This window comes from Stenotrophomonas tumulicola (genome assembly GCF_014117215.1).
GTDB lineage: Bacteria > Pseudomonadota > Gammaproteobacteria > Xanthomonadales > Xanthomonadaceae > Stenotrophomonas > Stenotrophomonas tumulicola.
Window position 1 is genome coordinate 157,348 of record NZ_JACGXS010000008.1, and the last position, 18,676, is coordinate 176,023.

At 66.6% G+C, this 18,676-nt stretch carries 12 protein-coding genes and 1 riboswitch; of the genes, 6 read left to right on the forward strand and 6 right to left on the reverse strand.

Annotated elements, in window-relative coordinates:
* Nucleotides 1-10 precede the first annotated feature (10 nt).
* From pnuC to H4O11_RS14825, 3 genes are all read right to left on the reverse strand, one after another.
* Nucleotides 11-604, reverse strand: coding sequence for a nicotinamide riboside transporter PnuC (gene pnuC / locus H4O11_RS14815; protein ID WP_182340195.1), 594 nt, complete (start codon nucleotides 602-604; stop codon nucleotides 11-13).
* Nucleotides 601-2,772, reverse strand: a complete 2,172-nt coding sequence (locus H4O11_RS14820) for a TonB-dependent siderophore receptor (protein WP_182340196.1) — start codon at nucleotides 2,770-2,772, stop codon at nucleotides 601-603. Before H4O11_RS14820 ends, pnuC begins: the two co-directional genes overlap by 4 nt.
* A gap of 70 nt (nucleotides 2,773-2,842) precedes the next feature.
* Nucleotides 2,843-2,938: riboswitch (TPP riboswitch) on the reverse strand.
* 40 nt (nucleotides 2,939-2,978) lie between these two features.
* The gene (locus H4O11_RS14825) at nucleotides 2,979-4,115 is read right to left on the reverse strand and encodes a phosphotransferase enzyme family protein (RefSeq protein ID WP_182340197.1); all 1,137 of its coding nucleotides are present in this window, start codon (nucleotides 4,113-4,115) and stop codon (nucleotides 2,979-2,981) included.
* A 122-nt stretch (nucleotides 4,116-4,237) separates the two neighbouring features.
* Here H4O11_RS14825 and H4O11_RS14830 point away from each other — a divergent pair, with 122 nt between their 5' ends.
* The 3 genes from H4O11_RS14830 (at nucleotide 4,238) to H4O11_RS14840 (ending at nucleotide 10,697) form a co-directional block, all read left to right on the forward strand.
* Nucleotides 4,238-6,598, forward strand: coding sequence for a TonB-dependent receptor (locus tag H4O11_RS14830; protein ID WP_182340198.1), 2,361 nt, complete (start codon nucleotides 4,238-4,240; stop codon nucleotides 6,596-6,598).
* On the forward strand, nucleotides 6,595-8,739 hold the full coding sequence (locus tag H4O11_RS14835; RefSeq protein ID WP_182340199.1) for a phosphocholine-specific phospholipase C: 2,145 nt from the start codon (nucleotides 6,595-6,597) through the stop codon (nucleotides 8,737-8,739). Before H4O11_RS14830 ends, H4O11_RS14835 begins: the two co-directional genes overlap by 4 nt.
* 104 nt (nucleotides 8,740-8,843) lie before the next feature.
* Entirely contained in the window at nucleotides 8,844-10,697 is a 1,854-nt protein-coding gene (locus tag H4O11_RS14840) for a gluzincin family metallopeptidase (RefSeq protein ID WP_182340200.1), read from the forward strand.
* An 18-nt stretch (nucleotides 10,698-10,715) separates the two neighbouring features.
* On the opposite strand, the gene H4O11_RS14845 is transcribed toward H4O11_RS14840, so the two are convergent.
* Nucleotides 10,716-11,354 carry a response regulator gene (locus tag H4O11_RS14845; RefSeq protein WP_182340201.1) on the reverse strand — a complete coding sequence of 213 codons (639 nt, stop codon included), beginning with the start codon at nucleotides 11,352-11,354 and terminating at the stop codon, nucleotides 10,716-10,718.
* A 169-nt stretch (nucleotides 11,355-11,523) separates the two neighbouring features.
* On the opposite strand from H4O11_RS14845, the gene H4O11_RS14850 reads away from it, so the two are divergent.
* A complete protein-coding gene (locus H4O11_RS14850; protein ID WP_246333513.1) occupies nucleotides 11,524-14,091 on the forward strand; it encodes an ATP-binding protein in 2,568 nt (855 codons plus the stop codon).
* 11 nt (nucleotides 14,092-14,102) lie between these two features.
* On the opposite strand, the gene H4O11_RS14855 is transcribed toward H4O11_RS14850, so the two are convergent.
* Nucleotides 14,103-14,504, reverse strand: a complete 402-nt coding sequence (locus H4O11_RS14855; protein ID WP_182340203.1) for a c-type cytochrome — start codon at nucleotides 14,502-14,504, stop codon at nucleotides 14,103-14,105.
* A gap of 53 nt (nucleotides 14,505-14,557) precedes the next feature.
* Nucleotides 14,558-16,234 (reverse strand): electron transfer flavoprotein-ubiquinone oxidoreductase, encoded by a 1,677-nt coding sequence (locus H4O11_RS14860; protein WP_182340204.1) that lies wholly within the window; start codon nucleotides 16,232-16,234, stop codon nucleotides 14,558-14,560.
* A gap of 567 nt (nucleotides 16,235-16,801) precedes the next feature.
* Between H4O11_RS14860 and H4O11_RS14865 the strand changes: the two genes are divergently transcribed.
* Together H4O11_RS14865 and H4O11_RS14870 are read left to right on the forward strand one after the other, a co-directional pair.
* A complete protein-coding gene (locus H4O11_RS14865) occupies nucleotides 16,802-17,320 on the forward strand; it encodes a polymorphic toxin type 15 domain-containing protein (protein WP_182340205.1) in 519 nt (172 codons plus the stop codon).
* A 49-nt stretch (nucleotides 17,321-17,369) separates the two neighbouring features.
* Entirely contained in the window at nucleotides 17,370-18,533 is a 1,164-nt protein-coding gene (locus H4O11_RS14870) for an acyl-CoA dehydrogenase family protein (RefSeq protein ID WP_182340206.1), read from the forward strand.
* Nucleotides 18,534-18,676: the final 143 nt, after the last annotated feature.

Sequence of the window (18,676 nt, forward strand, 5' to 3'; positions counted from 1 at the left end):
GACAGTGCGGTCACCGGGGTAACGACGAGGGGACACCGGCGGCCTGCCGGCCGGCAGCCGTCCACCGCCGCAGCCCCAGCACCGCCAGCCCGATGAACACCACGTACAGTGCGGCGGTCACGTTGAGCGACTTGCCCACGTACATCCCGGCATACACCACGTCGACGATGATCCACAGCCACCAGGCTGCAACGTGCCGCCGCGCCTGCCACCACTGCGCCACCAGGCTCAGCGCGGCCAGCATCGCGTCCAGCCACGGCAATGCCGCATCGGTATACGTATGCATCGCAGCGCCCAGTGCCAATCCGAAGGCGATGCCCACCCCCAGGTCAAGCAGCCAGCGCCGTCCAGCAAGCGGGACGATGCTGACCAGTCCATCGGGTTCGGCGTTGCGCCGCCAGCTCATCCACCCGTAGACCAGGAAGCCACCGAACACGACCTGCAGCAGGGTGTCCGAATAGAGCTTCGCCTCCGCAAACACGAACGCATACAGCGCCACGGAGACCAGGCCGACCGGCCAGCCGATCATCCGTCGCCGCGTCATCAGCCATACCCCCGCGATGCTGAGCGCGGCGGCAGACCATTCCAGCACGTCGGCATTCATAGTGCGAAGCTGACCGACAGGCGCGCCTGGCGCGGGGCGCCGGAAAACAGGTAGTAATCGCCGGAACTGCTGCCGGTATCACGCCAGTAGAACTTGTCGAACACGTTGTCCACCGACAGGCGCCAGGTCACTGGATGGTCGCGCAGCTGGTGCTGGAAGCGCAGCCCCACGTCGAACACGCTGTAGCTCGGCGCACGCACGTTGCCGTCCGCGGTAGCCACGTTGGAAGAGGCATGGCGCCAGCCACCGCCGACGGCCAGGCCATCCACGAACGGCAATTGGTAGTCCACGTGCAGGTTCGCGCGCACCTTGGGCACGTTGATCAACTGGTGGCCTTCGTAGGCCGCCGTGCCGGCATCGCGTGCGCGTGCCTGCAGCAGGCTTGCGCTCGCGGTTACTTCAAGCTGGTCGGTGACGCGTCCACGCGCGGTCAGCTCCAGCCCGGTATGGGTCTGTTGCCCTTCCTGGACGAAGGTATATCCCATGTCGCTGCCATCCGGTTTTGCATACTGGAACGGCTGCGAGGTACGGAACACGGCGGCGCCCAGCGTCAGCGCATCGCTCGAAGCGTACTTGACGCCCACTTCAAGCTGGCGCGACAGCACCGAGGGCAGGAAGGCGCCTTCATTGGAGGTCCAGAACGGAGCTTCCTGGCCAAGCGCGATGCCACGCACATAGCTGGCGTAGACGTTGAGCTCATCGGTCGCACTCCAGACCAGCGCGGTCTGCGGCAGGAAACGCGAGATCCGGCTGTGGCGCTCAGGGGTGCCGCGCTTGTCGTAGGCGCGCTCGTCCAGGCGCACCATGCGCCCACCGGCCAGCCATTGCCAGTCATCGCCGAAGCGCACGCGGTCCAGCACGAACAGCGCGCGCTGCCAGCTGTCCAGGCGCCGTGCCGAGGCGCCGGGCATCAGCGGAGATGGCGCGAACTGCGGCACGCGCGAATCGGCGATGTTCGCCGTGCCCACGTATTCGTTGACGTTCTGGCGCTTGTCTACGGTGCGGTGGAAGGCATCCACGCCCACGCTGAGCTGATGGCCGACGCCGCCGGTGTCGAACGAGCCCCGAAGTTCGGCGCGCAGTTCCTGGTTGCGGCGGGTGTCATCCGGGCTGCGGTAGTCATACACGTCGTAGTCGCCGTCCGGCGCGAAGTACTGCCCCGGCACGCTGCCGTCGGCGCACTGCGCTGCGTAGAAGCAGCCATAGGCGAAGGCCACGTTGTCATCGATCACCGAGCGGCTGTGGCTGGCCGACACGCGCGACTGCCAGCGCGGGCTGATATCGAAGGTGTGCAGTGCGGTGATGTTGGTGCTGTCGATGCCCACCGGTCGCTGCCATGCCTGGTAGCCCAGCATCTGCTTGCGGTCCACGCCGCGCGGAAGCTGCACGCCACCCAGCAGCTGGTAGCCGGATGCCGAACGTTGCGCGCTGGTCTGGTAGTTGGCATCCACTTCCAGCTTGCCACGTTCACCGATCAGCCAGTCGGCAGCCAGCGAGTAGAAATTGCGTCGGCCATCGGCATGGTCGATGTAGGACGCGCTGTCCTCCCAGGCCGCATTCAAGCGCACGCCGAAACGCGGTGACAGCCAGTGGCCCACGTCCACGGCGGTGTAGCGTGAGCCTTCCGCATCCGTGCCCAGGGTGACGGTGCGGACTTCGACGGGACGCTTGCCCACATAGTTGATGATGCCGCCCGGTGCCATCACTCCGGCCGCCAGCCCGGCTTCGCCCTTCAGGATTTCCACCTGCTGGATGTTTTCCAGCGCCAGGCGCTGTTCGCCGGTGGTAGCCAGGCCATTGAACCGATAGCCGGTGCCGGTATCCAGCGGAAAGCCACGGATCGCGATGTTCTGGTAATAACCGACCGGCGCATAGCTGTCGCCCAGCGAGGCATCCTGGGTGGCCAGCTCGGCCAGGGTGCGTACGTGGCGGTTATCGAGGATCGAACGGTCCAGGACGACCATCGAGGCAGGCGTGCTCTTCCAGTCGCCAGCGCCGAAGCTGTTGGACTGGGTGGCATCGGTGGCCGGCTGCCGGGCCTGCACGCGAACGGCGGCAAGGTCGGTGGGTGAGCGTTCGGGCGCCTCTGCCACGGCTTCACTGGCGTGTAGCGGCAGCGCGGCGCAGAGGGCAACGGTCAACAGCGTGGGTCGGAAGCAGCGGTTCATTCGATTCGTCATCGGCCAAGGCAAGGAGACGAAGCGACGGCGCGCGCGCACTGACCCGAGGGGGACCATGCGCCTGCTGCTCAAAGCTCCCTACGCCGGTGCAAACCGGATCAGGTTCCAAGGGACTCTCTCAGCCTGGTTTCGCCAGGCACCCCCGCTTCAGTGGCTATTTCACTACAAACGGTACGCTTTTGCGAGCGTGGGGCTCATGCCGCCGCATGCAGGGCATGCGCCAGCGCCTGCCCATCGGGCGACCTGAACCAGTCAGCATGGCCGAGCAGGAAGGTGTGGTAAGCCACGTCGGCGCTTTGCCTGGAGCGGATCACGCCGAAGAAATACTCCACTTCAGACAGCGCGAAATCCAGATGGACCACCGGCAGCAGGTCGGCCAGCAGGTGGACCTGCGCGCTCGAAAGCGGTCGCACCTGCCGGTAGCCCTCAACCAGCGCCAGCGCGATACCGACGTGCACCGGCGATGCCTGGCCCTCCAACTGCAGCCACGCGATGGCATTGCGTTCGATGGCCGTGGCCAGGTCGAACAACGCGCTGGTCGGCGAGGCCAGGCCGAAATCGAGCACGGTTTCCACCGCCTGCGCATCGCCATCGCGGCGCCACAACAGGTTGGAGGCATGCCAGTCGTTGTGGCCCCACAGCGTTGGCTCGGCCCGCAGGCGCGCGGCCAGGCCCGCGTGCCACGGCAGTACGCAACGACGCAGGTCATCCTCCCAGGGCTGCAAAGCAAGGTAGCCTGCCAGCCCGGGGCGCTGGGCAAGCTGGCTTTGCAGCAGCGCGACCGGGTCGGTGGCACGGATCAGCTCGTCACGCGCAACCAGCAGGTGCGTGCTGCGCTGGGGCGCGCGGTAGCGTTCAGAGGCCCGGTGCAGCAGGGCCAGCATCCGTCCCGCCTCGCGCGCCTGCGGCACGTCGGTCAGCGGTGTCCACGACGGTGCATCGCGATACAGATCGTGGCCGCTGCCTTCGGCATGCAGTTCGTAGGTCCAGGTGCCCTGCTCGACTGCCGTGTCGCCGTCGCGATCCTGCAGCACCCGGACAACCGGTATCCCGGCACCCTCCAGGTGGGCGATGAAACGATGCTCCTCGCGCAGCACTGCCGGCGTGCGCACGTCGTGGTGATGGCGCTTGACGAAAAACCGGCCCTGCGGGCCGGCGACCAACGCGGCTGCCGAGAACGGGCGCGGGCTGTGCCACGCGAGGCGGCAATCACCCTCGAGTTCGGCATAGCGGCCCTGCAGCCAGGCGATCTCCTGCTCACTGATCGCAGGCCAGTCGGCGACGACCTCGTCATTGTTGAGGCCCTGGACGTGGTGGTCGGTCGTGGTCATTGGAAAGTGATCGGTGGTGCCGGCCAGCAAGGTGCGTGGCGGGCAATGGTACTCCTGTGTGTCATGGGCACGTCACTGCTCCCGCCAATACTCCGGCAGACCCCACCCCATGGCCTGAATCGATGCCCGCTACCGGACGTTACCCACGCGCTTCCCTGCTCGCCATCATGCTCCTCCCTGCCATCCAGGCCCTCGCGGCGGATACCGCGCCGGCTGATGAGGCAAGGACCCTCGACCAGGTCCAGGTCATCGGCCAGGCGACCAGCTACGCCAAGACTTCGGTCAGCAAGGAAACCCTCAACCGGCAGACCATCCTGAGCAGCGTCAACAATGCGCTCAACGAACTGCCTGGCGTGGTGGTCAGTGAAGCAGACGCCACGGGATCGTCGGTATGGGGCACGCAGATCAGCATGCGTGGCTTCGTCACCAACCGCGACACGCAGCAGATCGGCACCACCATCGATGGCCTGCCCAACGGCGGATCCGGCTACGGCGGTGGTTCGCTGGCCAACCGCTTCATCGACACGCTGGACCTGGAAACCGTCGAGGTCAGCCAGGGAACCGCGGATATTTCCTCGCGTTCCAACGAGGCGCTGGGTGGCACGCTGAACTTCCTTACCAGCGACCCGTTGCATGAACAGCGCGTGCGCTTCGTCGTCGGTGGCGGCGACAACGACGCGCGGAAATACTATGCGCGCTACGACACCGGCGTGCTTGGTGGACATACCCGTGCGTGGATCAGCGCGTCTTCGGCCGAAGTCCGCGACTGGATCGACGGTACTGGCCGCACCAGCAACGACAACATCGCCGGCAAATTCATCACCGAGCTGGACCGCTGGACGCTGACCGGTTACGCGTCGTACAACGATGCCAACGAACCCGAATACACCAGCGTGTCGCCTGCCAGCTTCGCCACCAATCCCGATCGCGACGGCCTGGTCGGCAACCTGACCGGCATCCCGTACCTGGACCAGAATTACCGGTCCGGCTCACGCGCGCTGCGTGAGAATACCTTCGGCTACCTGCGTGCGGCCTTCGATGGCGGCAACGGCTTCAAGGCTTCGGTGGCCGGCTACCTGCACAAGATGGAAGGGCGCGGTGACTGGCTTCCGCCCTACCTGGTGCAGGCACGTGATGATGGAGCTGGCCGTCCTGAATCGGAATTCCTCGGTGGCGACACCGTGTACGGTGGCTCGGCGCTGGGGCAGTTCTACTTCGTCAATCCGGACGGCAGTGCAGCGCAGATGACCCCCGGCTGCACGCCGCGCGCTGGCTTCAGCGCGGAATACGATCCCAACTGCTACGCCGCCGGCGTGCAGGGCGTGCAGTCCTATCGCCACTCGCACTACGACAACGATCGTGCCGGCTTCACTGCCGACGTGGAATGGAAGCAGGCATGGGGTGGCATCGACAATACCGTGCGCGCGGGCATCTGGGTCGAAGACTACGAACGCACCGTGCGCCGCGACTGGCACCGCCTGCTCAACGTGGGTACCGACATCGCCTTTGACAACGTGCCGTACTGGGTGCAGTTCGAAGACCGCTACAAGGTCGACGAGCAGATGTACTACGTCGAGGACGTGGCACGCTTCGGCCCGTTCAGTGCGCGCCTGGGCGTCAAGCAGTTCTTTGTCGACCAGACCCGTCGGCGGACCATCGGCGACGCCGAGAACGTGCGCTCCGATTCGAAGTCCGATCCGTTGTTGTCGGCCGGCGCCACCTGGACGCTGCCGGTGGAAGGCCTTGAACTGTTCGGTGGCTACTCACAGAACTTCGCCGCCATTCCATCCGGCGTGCTCGGTGAAACCGATGCGCAGCGCTTCGCGCGCGTGGAGCCGGAAACCGCCGACAACATCGAACTGGGCCTGCGCGTGAGCCGGTGGCCGCTGACCGGCTCCATCACGCTGTACAACATCAAGTTCGACAACCGCATCGTCTACCTGCCGGCGCGCCTGGCCGATGGCATCGATTACCTGGACGAGACCGATGGCGTATACGAGAATTTCGGCGGTGTCGAAAGCACGGGCGTGGAGGCCGCGCTGGGCTATGGCTGGGGCAGTGGCTGGCGGCTCAATGGTGCCTACACCTACAACCGGTCCGAGTACCTGGGCAGCGGCAATGCCGCGCGCGATGCCGAGCTGGGCATCGTCGACGGTGCCCAGGTGATCGGCCAGCCGCGCCATACCCTGGTGGTGTCGGCCGACTGGCAGGGCGAAAGCTGGAACTTCGGCCTGTCCGGCCGCTACCTCGGCGAGCGTTACCTGGACGCGTCCAATGCCAACAGGTTGCCGTCGGCTACCGTGTTCAACGCCAACATCGGCTTCGACCTGCAGGAGCTGTCGCCGAAACTGAAGGGCGTTGGCGCCAGCTTCGTGGTCAGCAACCTCACCGATCGCCGTTACCTGGCCGGCGTGGATGGCAGCGACACGGCCTTCATCGGTGCGCCGCGCACGGTCGGCTTCTCGGTGCGGGTCGACCTGTGACCGGCAAACGCCGCCCGCCCGATGACATCGGGCGCCGCCGCCTGCTCCAGGGCGGGCTGGCCGGTGGCATCGCCGCACTGTTGCCCAGCATCGCCCGCGCTGCGGCCATCGCGCCCGACGCGCGCAGCCACAGCCTGGACGACCTGCAGCACATCGTGGTGCTGATGCAGGAAAACCGGTCGTTCGACCACTATTTCGGCACTTTGCCCGGTGTCCGCGGCTTTGGCGACCGCTTCGTCGTGCCAGCTGCGCCGTTGCAGGCCGGGCAACCCAGGCGGACGCTATGGCTGCAACCGGATGCGGCGGGAACGGCGGCCATCGCCCCGTTCCCGCTGGATACCGCAGCGCACTTCGGCTACATGCGGGTGGAAGGTACGCCGCATACCTGGCCGGACGCGCAGCGGGCCTGGGACCATGGGCGGATGGCGCACTGGCCGGCGGCCAAGCAGGACCATGCGCTGGGCTACTACCGGCGCGCGGACCTGCCGTTCCAGTTCGCGCTGGCCGAAGCGTTCACCGTGTGCGATGCGTATCACTGCGCGATGCAGGCCGGTACCAATCCCAACCGCCTGTACCTGTGGACCGGACACAATGACCCGCAGGCGCGCGGCGGTGGCCCGGCGGTAGCCAACTCGCACGACAATTTCGCGGAACTGGGGGGTTACCCGGATCCGTATACCTGGACCACCTACGTCGAGCGCCTGCAGCAGGCAGGCGTGGACTGGTGCATCTACCAGGACATGGCGGACAACTTCACCGACAACCCGTTGGCTGGCTTCGATGCCTTTCGCCGTGCGTGGCAGGCCGGCCCCGGCCATGATGCCGCCCTGCGCGAGCGCGGGGTCAGTACGCGGGGATTGGCGCAGCTGCGCCAGGACGTGCTCGACGGGCGCCTGCCCCAGGTCAGTTTCCTCATTGCCGATGCAGCAGGCAGCGAACACCCTGGTCCTTCCAGCCCGGCACAGGGCGCTGCCTATACGGCGCAGGTACTGGATGCACTGACGGCCGACCCGCAGGTCTGGAGCCGCACCGCGCTGTTGTTGATGTTCGACGAGAACGATGGCTTCTTCGACCACATGCCGCCGCCCGCACCGCCGTCACGGGATCCGGCCCAGCACGGCGGCTGGGCGGGTGCCTCGTCGGTATCCACCGAAGGCGAGTACCACCTGCTGCCCTCGCCAGGCAACGAAAAACAGGACGAGCTGGTGCTGAGGGGGCGTCCGTACGGCCTGGGGCCGCGGGTGCCGATGTACGTGATCTCGCCGTGGAGCCGGGGTGGCTGGGTCGATTCGCAGGTGTATGACCACACCTCGGTGATCCGGCTGATAGAGCGCCGATTCGGCGTGGCGGCCCCGGATATCTCCCCATGGCGACGTGCTGTCTGCGGCGACCTGACCGGCGCCTTCGATTTCTCCCGTTCCGACACACGGCCGTTCGTGGCTGCGTTGCCGTCAGTGGCCGATGTTGCCGCGCGCGCGGCCGCCTTGCCCGGACGCACCGTACCGGTCCTGCCGGAAGGGCTGCATCCCGCGCGACAGGAACGCGGGGTGCGCCCGTCGCGGCCGCTGCCATACCGCCCGCAGGCGCGCGTCGAGCTGGACGCGGCCACCGCCGAAGTGCGGATGACGCTGGCCTGCGAGGGCGCGGCGGCGGTGCTGCACGTCTACGATGGGCTGCGGCTGGATGCGATTCCGCGGCGCTATACGCTGTTGCCGGACACGCCGATGGAAGACCGCTGGGCGCTGGATGCGCAGGATGGCGTCGACCTGTGGTTGCTCGGCCCCAACGGTTTCCACCGTCATTTCCGCGGCCACGCTGCTGCCTCCGCGCCGGTCCAGGCAGACGTGCAACGCATCGGCGGGCGCCTCTCCCTGCACCTGCACAACCCAGGCAACGAGGCGGTAGGGGTTGGCCTGCAGGGCGCTGCCTACGCAGGGGCGATGCCGGAACGGCAACTGCAGCTGGCACCCGGCATGGCGACCACGATCGATTGGGATGCCGCGCCCACGGGCGGTTGGTACGACGTGGTCCTGCAGCAACCCGGAATGCGCCAACGCCTGGCTGGACGGGCCGAAGATGGCCGGCCGGGCGTCAGCGACCCTGCAATGGGCATGCAGGACATGCGGTTCCATTTCGACTGATGCCGGGTGCCGCACGTCCTGCGAGCTTGCGCTGTCGTGCCCCGGATGTCGCCGGCTGGCCGTTGCGGTAGTCTTCCGCATGGAGTGGCCTGGAGAAGGACGGCATGAGTGGTGCAATGGACGTGCGTGGGGCGCTGCGGCGCGTGGCCTTAGCCAGCGTCATCGGGATGCTGCCGCTGATCGCGCTGTCGGCGCCGGGCATCGCGGTGCCGGTGGCTTCGCAGTCGGTGGACGTGGCGCGCTATTTCGCCACGCCAGCGGCCGAACGTACGTCACGCGCGGAACTGGCCAGCGAACTGCGGAGCGTCACCCGGGCCCAGGCGTCGCCGCACGCCAGCGCGGCCGCTACCTTTCATGCGCTTGAAGCGCTGTTCGGCCAGTGCCTGGACCACTATGCCTACTTCGAACTGATCACCGCGCGTGATGTCGGGGACACCGTGGCCCGCGCGGCGCGCGATGACGTCGAAGACCTGTGCTCGGACATGGCAGGCAACGCGAAGGCGCAGTTGCGTGATGCCCCTGCCGATGCCGCATGGGCGCGGCCCTATGCTTACCTGGGCCAGCGCAGTGCCCGCGCACAGGCACACCCGTTGCCGCCGGGAAGCCAGCCGCTGGCCGATGCCGCAGAGGCATCCGAGGACCGCTTTGCACACTTGTACCGGCAGACCATGGCGCCCTCGGGGTTTCCGGAGTTGCAGGCCGATGGGCGTGCGCTGAATGTCTCCACCGACTTCCATACCCTGATGGCGATGCCTGACGAAGCGCTGCGTGAGAAGGCGTGGAAGCTGCACCAGGCGGCGATGGTTGAACGCAAACCGGCATTGGCCGAGGAACTGCTCGGTATCGTGCGGCTGCGCGATGGCCTGGCGGTGGCGCGTGGCTACGCCGATTCGGCCGAAGCAGCCTATGCCGGGATCGGCCTGTCCAGCCAGGATGTGGCCATTGCATTGCACGCCCTGCAGTCGCATGCAGCTTCCTATCGGGCTTACCAGACTGCCTTGGGCATGCCCACCGGTGCAGGCGGCGCGGCGTCAACCGATGACGCACCGTGGAATGCCGCCGCGCCAGGGAAAGGGTTCACCGCACCTGCGCTGACCATGGAGAGGGTGCGCCAGGTCGCCACGCGCGCGACCCGGCGGCTGGGCGACGCGCATGCAGCACAGCTGGGTGCGGTGCTGGACCCGCGTGGTGGTCGCATGGATTTCGATTCGCGGCTGGGTACGCGCAAGCGCGACGCATTTTCCATCACGGCGCCGCACTCGACATCGGTGCTGTTCGTGGGGCACCGGCGTGCCGATGGCGAAAGCGACGTGGAGGTGGTGCATGAGGGCGCACACGCCGTGCACGGGCAACTGATGAACCTCAATGGCACATCATCGCTGTTCCGCCACGGCACGCCGTGGCTGGAGGAGACGTTCGCCATCTTCGACGAACTGCTGTATCGCGATCAGCTGGTCCGCGATGCGGTGACGCCTGCGGAACGCGACTATTACCTGCGCGGGTTGCTGGCGGACATGTCGTTGCAGCTGTTCACCTCCGCACAGGAGGCACAGCTGGAGGCCGCGATCCACCGTGGCGTGCATGATGGCAGCGTGCAGGATGCAGCAGCGCTGGATACGCTGGCGCAGCAGGTGCGGAACGATTACCGGCAGCCTGCACCAGGGCCCGGGTTGGACACCACCTGGGCAGGCAAGCGCCTGTTCTACCAGGACCCGATGTACCTGACCAACTATCTGTTCGCCGGCTTGGTGGCGGTGAAGCTGTATGCGCTCAGCGAAAGCGATGCCGGCTTTGCCGAACGCTATGCGCGCGTGCAGGCACGCGGCTTCGATGCGGAACCTGCCGGGCTCGTCGAGGAGCTGATCGGCGCGCCGCTGGACTGGGCGCAGCTGGCCGATGAAGACCTGCAGCTGTTCGATGCAAGGGTGGCATCGCTGAAGTCCCTGAAAGCGAACTGACCCCGCGGTGGCGCGCGGCTACAGCTGCCCGTTGCGCAGGTAGTCGAACAACTCCGCGTCGCTGCTCAGGCCCAGCTTCAGCATGGCATCGCCCTTCTGCCGGCTGATGGTGCTGGCGCTGCGGTTGAGTATGTTGGCGATCTCCTTCACCGTCATGCCCTTTCCGAGCAGGCGCAGTACTTCCACTTCGCGCGGGGAAGGCGGGCGTCCCTCCCCTTCGGCCATCGCGCCGCTACCCGCCGCATCCACCCGTTCCTTCAGCGAACTGCTGACGTAATGCAACCCACGATGCACGGTCCGGATGGCTACCGGCAGTTCGTCCATCGATGATCCTTTGTCCACCAGTCCCAGCACGCCGGCATCGCGCACCATGCGCAGGATCGCCAGGTTGCTCGACACGCTCAGCATCAGCACCGGAAGCTGCGGATAGCGGCGTCGGATCATGCTGATCATCGCGAACCCGTCCGGCACGCTGCTGTCGGGCATCGAGTAGTCCGTCACCAGCACATCGCAGGGAAAGCTGGAAAGATGGGCAAGCAGGTCCTGCGCCGTGCTGGCTTCTGCGACGACCTCACCTACGCCACTGCCATGGATCACGGAGCGGGCCCCAATGCGTACCACCGGGTGGTCGTCGGCGATGATGATGCGTAGCGTCATACTCTGGTATGGCCCCGGGTGTCGTGGGTTGGATGGGAAGCAGGCATCGACGGTGTTCCTTATTCTATGGAGAGCGAAGCTGGTGCGCACGATCCTGGCCCTTGGCCGACGCTTTGGGGCAGGGGTGCTGATGTTGCTGGTCCCTGCGATGGCATGGCCTGTGCCAGTCTTGCCAAGGGTACAGAACAGCGGTCATGTCGACGTACATGGCACGCTCGTGGTGGGGGTCTACGACAGTGGTCGGCCTGGCGGGTCGAGTGCACGGCCGCAGCATGGCAATCGTCCTGCCGTCGCCGGGTTGCCGGCTGCCTCCGATACCCGCCAGGCACGCGGCCTGGAGCAGGGCACATCGCTCCTTTCGTTGCGGGTGGGCTTTCCTCCGAACGCGCCCCCGCTGTCGTTCGCCGATGCCAGGGGCCAGCCCAGCGGACTGGCGCGCGATTACCTCCAGCTGCTGGGCCAGGCAGGCGTCACGCTGGTGCCGGAAACGAGCCACGATTGGTACGACCTGCGCGAGAAGATGCGCGGGGGCCGCATCGACGCGGTGATGGCTGTTCCAGACGATTCCCGCTACCTGGGCAAGGACTGGGTCTTCAGCCAGCCTTTCATCAGCGTTCCCAACGTCATCGTGACCCGGCGCGGCAGCAACACGGTGGACATGGCCGGGTTATCGGGAAAGCGCATTCTGCTGTCCGATCCGGAACGACTGCGCGTCCAGGTGCTGCAGTCGGCGCCAGGGGCGCGCATCATCGCCGCGCGCAGCGCCGAACAGGCGCTGCAGCGGCTGCTGGATGGCGAGGCACAGGCCTATATCGGCAACCTGGCCCTGGTCGACCGCCTGTTGCGCCAAGGCCTTTCCGGGAAGCTGCGGATTGCCGCTCCGGCAGGGTTCAACGACCAGTTGTCGTTGGCGGTGAAACGTGAACATGCGTGGCTGGCCACCCGTTTCGATCAGCTGCTGCAGGACATGGGCCCGCGCGAACGCGAGCGGCTGCGTGACGGCTGGCTGGCGGTGGACCCGCCAGCCGATACCCATTGGGGAACGGTGGCCCGCTGGGGAGCGGCGATCCTGCTGGCCCTGCTGGCCGCGCTGCTGGTCCACGCCCTGGGTTGTTGGCGCCTGAAGCGTGAAGTCGCCGGTCGCCGCCGCCTGGAAAGGCGCCTGGCCGAGGTCACCCACAACCTGCCGGCCATCGTCTACCAGATGCGGCGGGCACCGGATGGCCGGTTGGACTTCCCTTACGTTGCTGGCGACATGCAGCCGTTGTTCGGCATCGAACGGCAGCAGGCCATGGCCTCGGCGCCGGCCGTAATGGCGTGCATCGACGAACGCGACCGCGCCGACGTGGAGGCGGCGATCAAGCATGCCGCACGCGATTTCCTGCCGCTCGTGCTGGAATTCCGCACCTTGGCCACGTCACCGCCGCGCTGGGTGCGCAGCCAGGCGCAACCCTACGCCGCTACCGCCGGTACCGTTACCTGGAGCGGGTACTGGGTGGATGTCACCGATGCACGTGCACAGGCCGATGCCCTGCAGCAGGCGATGGTCGTCGCCGAACAGGCTGCCGAGGCGAAGGCGCGCTTCCTGGCCACGATGAGCCATGAGATCCGCACGCCGATGAGCGGGGTGCTGGGCATGCTGGAGATGCTTGCCCATTCATCATTGCAGCCCGGGCAACGCAGCCAGCTGGTCGAGGCCGAAGCCGCTGCACAGGCACTGCGGCAGATGCTCGATGACATCCTGGATTACGCCAAGATCGATGCCGGTGCGCTGCAGCTGGATCCGTTGCCGTTGCCGCTGCGGCCGCTGCTGGAATCACTGCATCGCCAGTTCGCCCCGGCTGCCGCGGCACGGGGCCTGCCGTTGCGGCTGGACGTGGATCCGCGCCTGGCCGCGGCACATGAAGCGGATGGCCTGCGCCTGCGCCAGGTGTTGAACAACCTGCTCGGCAACGCCATCCGCTTCACCGACGAAGGCGAAGTGGCGCTGCGCGTCGAAGTGCTGGAAGGCAGTGCCGACAGCCTGCAGGAACTGCGCATCCAGGTGATCGACACCGGCGTGGGCATCGACGGCGAGACGTTGCAGGCCCTGTTCCAGCCCTTTGCCATCAATGACGTGCCGCCGCAGCGCGATGCCGGCGGCGCTGGACTGGGGCTGGCCCTGTGCCAACGGCTGGTGCAGCTGATGGGTGGACGGTTGCAGGTGCACAGCGTGCCGGGAGCAGGCACCGAGGTGGATGTCCTGCTGGAACTGCCGGTAGCCAGCAACGATGACCTGGCTGCCACCGTGCCGGGCCCGGGCGGTGTACCGCCGCTGCCGGTCGGACTGCGCCACGCGCGCGTGCTGGTGCTGGAAGACCATCCCACCGCGCAGGCGATGATGGCCTGGCGGCTGCAGCAGCTGGGTGTCGACCATGCCGTGGCCAGCGATGGCCGCGAGGGACTGCAACTGCTGTCGTCCTCGCTCTTCGACATGATCATCACCGATTGCCGCATGCCGGTGATGGATGGCTACGCGTTCACCCGCCTGCTGCGCGAGCGCGAAGAACGCCAGGGCGATCGCCGCCTGCCCGTGGTGGCGCTTACCGCCAGCCTGCTTGAAGAGGACCTGCGCCGTTGCCGTGATGCCGGCATGGATGAAGTGCTGACCAAACCCCTCTCACTGGTCCACCTGCGCCAGTGCCTGCTGCGCTGGCTTCCGGCCCAGGTCGGCGATGCCGCGCTGGCCGATGGCTGATGGGCAGGGGCTCAGCGGGACTGCTCGCGCAGGTACTCGATCGCCAGCCGGCGCCGTTCGGGGTCCGGGAACGCGTTGTACATGCGCGTGCCCGGCACGCGCGCGGAAGGCGAGCGCAGGAACGTATCCAGGGCCTGCTCGGTCCAGACGAAATCCGCTTTGCGCATGGCATCGGAATAGGCATAGCCGGGCAGGCTGCCGGCGCGGCGACCGAACAGGCCATGCAGGTTCGGGCCATAGCGGTTGATGCCGCCGGCATGCACGGTATGGCAGCCGGCACAGATTTCGAACGCGCGCTCGCGCTCCAGTGCCAGGGCCTGCGCAGGATCCTGTGGAACCGGTGCCCGGCACCCGGCAACGGCCAGCAGGGCACTGCACAGGGTCACGGAAAGCAGGCGGTGCGCGGAGGTCATGGTGGGCACTCGGTGGGCCGGGCAGTGGCGACGGATGGGCCGCCACAGCGCGCTTACATGCCGGAGTAGTTCGGTCCGCCGCCGCCCTGCGGCGCCACCCAGACGATGTTCTGGGTCGGATCCTTGATGTCGCAGGTCTTGCAGTGCACGCAGTTCTGCGCATTGATCTGCAGGCGCTGCCCGCCTTCATCGCCGACGAATTCGTAGACGCCGGCCGGGCAATAACGCGCTTCCGGGCCTGCGTATTCGGCCAGGTTGACCTGTACCGGCACGCTGTTGTCCTTCAGCGTCAGGTGGCTGGGCTGGTTCTCTTCGTGGTTGGTGCTGCTGAGGAATACCGAGCTGAGGCGGTCGAAGGTCAGCACGCCATCCGGCTTGGGGTAATCGATGCGTGCATGCCGGGACGCGGGCTCCAGGCAGGCGTGGTCCGGCGTGTGATGGTGGATCGTCCACGGTGGGTTGCGGATGCCCAGCTTGGGCAGCAACCACTGCTCGATGCCGGTCATCAACGTGGCCACGTTCTGGCCTTTCTTGAACCACTGCTTGAAGTTGCGGGTCTGCTGCAGCTCGGTGTGCAGCCAGCTGGCTTCGAAGGCCTGCGGATAGGCGGCAAGCTCATCGTGCTGGCGGCCGGCGGTGACCGCGTCGAATGCCGCATCCGCGGCCAGCATGCCGGTCTTGATCGCGGCGTGGCTGCCCTTGATGCGGCTGACGTTGAGGAAGCCCGCTTCGCAACCGACCAGCGCGCCACCGGGAAACACCGTCTTCGGCAGCGACAGCAGGCCGCCGGCGGTGATGGCGCGCGCACCATAGCCGATACGCTTGCCGCCCTCCAGGTAGCGGCGGATCGCCGGGTGGGTCTTGAAGCGCTGGAACTCCTCGAACGGGCTCAGCCAGGGGTTCCTGTAGTCGAGGCCGACCACGTAACCGATCGATACCTTGCCGCCCTCGGCGTGGTACAGGAACGCGCCACCATAGGTGTCGCTGTCCAGTGGCCAGCCAGCGGCATGCACCACCAGGCCCGGCTCATGCTTTGCCGGATCGATCTGCCACAGTTCCTTGATGCCGATGCCGTAGGCCTGCGGATCCTTGCCTTCGTCCAGCTTGAAGCGCGCGATCAGTTGCCGGCCGAGGTGGCCACGCGAGCCTTCGGCGAACACCGTGTACTTGGCATGCAGCGCCATGCCGCGCTCGAAGTTCGGGCCGCGGCTGCCGTCCTTCTCGATGCCCATGTCGCCGGTTGCCACGCCGATCACTTCACCGGCATCGCCATACAGGACTTCGGCTGCCGCGAAGCCCGGGAAAATCGCCACTTCCAGCGCCTCGGCCTGCTGCGCCAGCCAGCGGCCCACTTCGCCCAGGCTGACGATGTAATTGCCTTCATTGTGGAAGCACTCCGGCAGGAATGCCTTGGGCGTGCCGCGCGCTCCCTTCGGACTGAGGAACAGGAACTCGTCGCGGGTGACCTTCTGCCTCAGTGGCGCGCCGCGTTCGGCCCAGTCCGGGAACAGTTCGGCCAACGCCCGTGGATCCATCACCGCGCCGGACATCAGGTGTGCGCCGGGCTCGGATCCTTTTTCCAGCACGCATACCGACAGCTCGCTGCCGGCTTCGATCGCGCGCTGGCGGAGGCGGATCGCGGCGGACAGCCCTGCCGGGCCGGCGCCCACGATCACGACATCGAATTCCATCATTTCGCGTGGGGGCAGTTCTGTGGCTTCGGCGCTCATGGATGACTGACTCTTGGGTAGGCCGCGCTCCGGCAGGGGCGGCGGTTGCCTGGATAACGCACGTGCTGCCACGGCGAAACGGTTGTTTGAATGTGTCAGGTTAACTGGATGCCGCCGGTTCGGCCAGTTGGCCGATGTTGCAGCGGTTGAGCGCGGTGATGCCCTCACGTTGCAGACCGGATTTGTTGCGCTGCAGCGAACGTGGCGTGCGCCGACCGAAGCGGCAGCGTCATCGATTCAATGGATAGGGTGAGGCCCGTTGATTGGTTGTTTGAGACATCCGGCGAATTGCGCACGGCATCTCCCACCGTCCCGCTGCCTTTTCCTACGCTGAAGGCGTCCAGTACGAACCGGGGACGCGAAATGGCTCAGGAGCTGTTACTGCGCGATACCTCACGGTCATATGGTTTACGCGAGACGTCGACTCCGAGCCTGGCGATCAGCGCGGCAACCGCCCATGGCCGATGTGCTTCCGCGCATGCAATGTTGGCCAAGGTGCTGGCGGGTATCCGCCAGGAACGCCTTGCAGGACGTCATCAGCCCGGGTGCCCCGCCGGCAGCGGGCGCATGCATTGCACCCGGCTGTGCTTCTCCACCCAGAAACTTCCGCCCTCGAAACATGCCGAGCTGGACAGGCAGCTGGCCGGCCAGCAGCAAGGGCTCAATGCCCTGACCGTACAGGAGTATCTGTCCGCCCGATCAGGATTCGATCCGGCCGGGCGTGATCCGAACGTGGCCCGGCGCGCACGTGCATCCTGGCGCGACAAACTGACGCGCGAGCGCAACCAGTCCCTGCGCGAGGCAGGGTGCGATGCCACGGTGGCGCAGGATCGCGCCGAGGCATACGCGAGCCGGAAGATGCGCGGCCTGCATGCGCTGCACAACCCCGACCGGATTGCCGGCGGGCATGATGTCATCAGTGATTTCGGCGATGGCCAGGTCAATTCCACCATCGGGCGGCAATGGAACGTGGCACGCCGCGGCGAGCTGTCACGCGTGCAGCAGCTGGACAGCGCGGCACGGTGCGTCCCTGAACACATCCGCGCCCATATACGCATGAACGGCCTGCTGACGCGGGATGCCTGAGCTGTGGCCATAATGCGGGCCCGTGTTCCTGCTGCCGATGGTACGAACGATGAGCCTGCTTCCCCATGACCTCTTCGATGTCCGCTCGTTGCTCAGCGATGAAGAGCGCGCGGTACAGGACGCGGTCGCCCGCTTCACCGACCAGCGCGTGCTGCCGATCATTGGCAGGTGTTTCGACGACGCCCGCTTCCCCGCTGAACTGGTGCCGGAAATAGCGTCGCTTGGCCTGCTGGGCGCCACGTTGCCGGCAGTGCATGGAGGGGCTGGCATGGGCGCGGTCGCCTATGGGTTGATCTGCCAGGAACTGGAACGGGGCGACTCGGGCCTGCGCAGCTTCGTTTCCGTACAGAGCTCGCTGTGCATGTACCCGATATTCGCCTATGGCACCGATGCGCAGCGTGCACGCTGGTTGCCATCGATGGCGCGCGGTGAACGGATTGGGTGCTTCGGCCTGACCGAAGCGCATGGCGGTTCGGATCCGTCGACGATGAAGACCCATGCGGTACGCCACGGCGATGACTGGCGGTTGTCGGGCAGCAAGATGTGGATCACCAATGCGCCGATCGCCGACCTGGCCATTGTCTGGGCGCAGACCGATGACGGGGTGCAGGGGTTCGTGCTGGAGAAGGGCATGGCAGGCTTCAGCGTGGAAGAGATACAGCGCAAGATGAGCCTGCGTGCGTCGTCGACGGGTGCGTTGTTCTTCGATGACGTCAGGATCCCCGACAGCAACCGGTTGGCCGGCGTGAAAGGCATGAAGGGGCCGTTGGGTTGCCTGGACCAGGCGCGCTTCGGTATCAGCTGGGGACCGATCGGCGCGGCCATCGCGTGCCTGCAGGAAACACTGGCCCATGCAAAGGACCGCGTGTTGTTTGGTCGGCCGCTGGCCGCCACGCAGAGCGCGCAGATCAAGCTGGCCGACATGGCGCGGCGGATCACCACGGCGCAGCTGCTGGCATTGCAGTTGGGGCGGCTGAAGGAGGCCGGGGCGGCGCAGCCGCAGCAGGTCAGCCTGGCCAAATGGAACAACTGCCGGATGGCCATCGACATCGCGCGCGAATGCCGCGATCTGCTGGGCGCGGCTGGCATCACGACGGATCATGCGGCCATGCGCCACGCCCTGAACCTGGAATCGGTGATCACCTATGAAGGAACGGAGACGGTGCACCAGCTGGTGATCGGCCGTGCGCTGACCGGGTTCAATGCGTTCTGAAGCCAACGGCAAAAGCAACAGCAACAGCAACAGCTGCAGGGCTGTGTGCTGGTGGGGCGGGGTGGGTTGGCGGGACCCGCCGTGAACCCATCCATGGGGGCTCCTGTTCGGCTCCTGCCTCACAAGGTCCCGCCAACCCACCC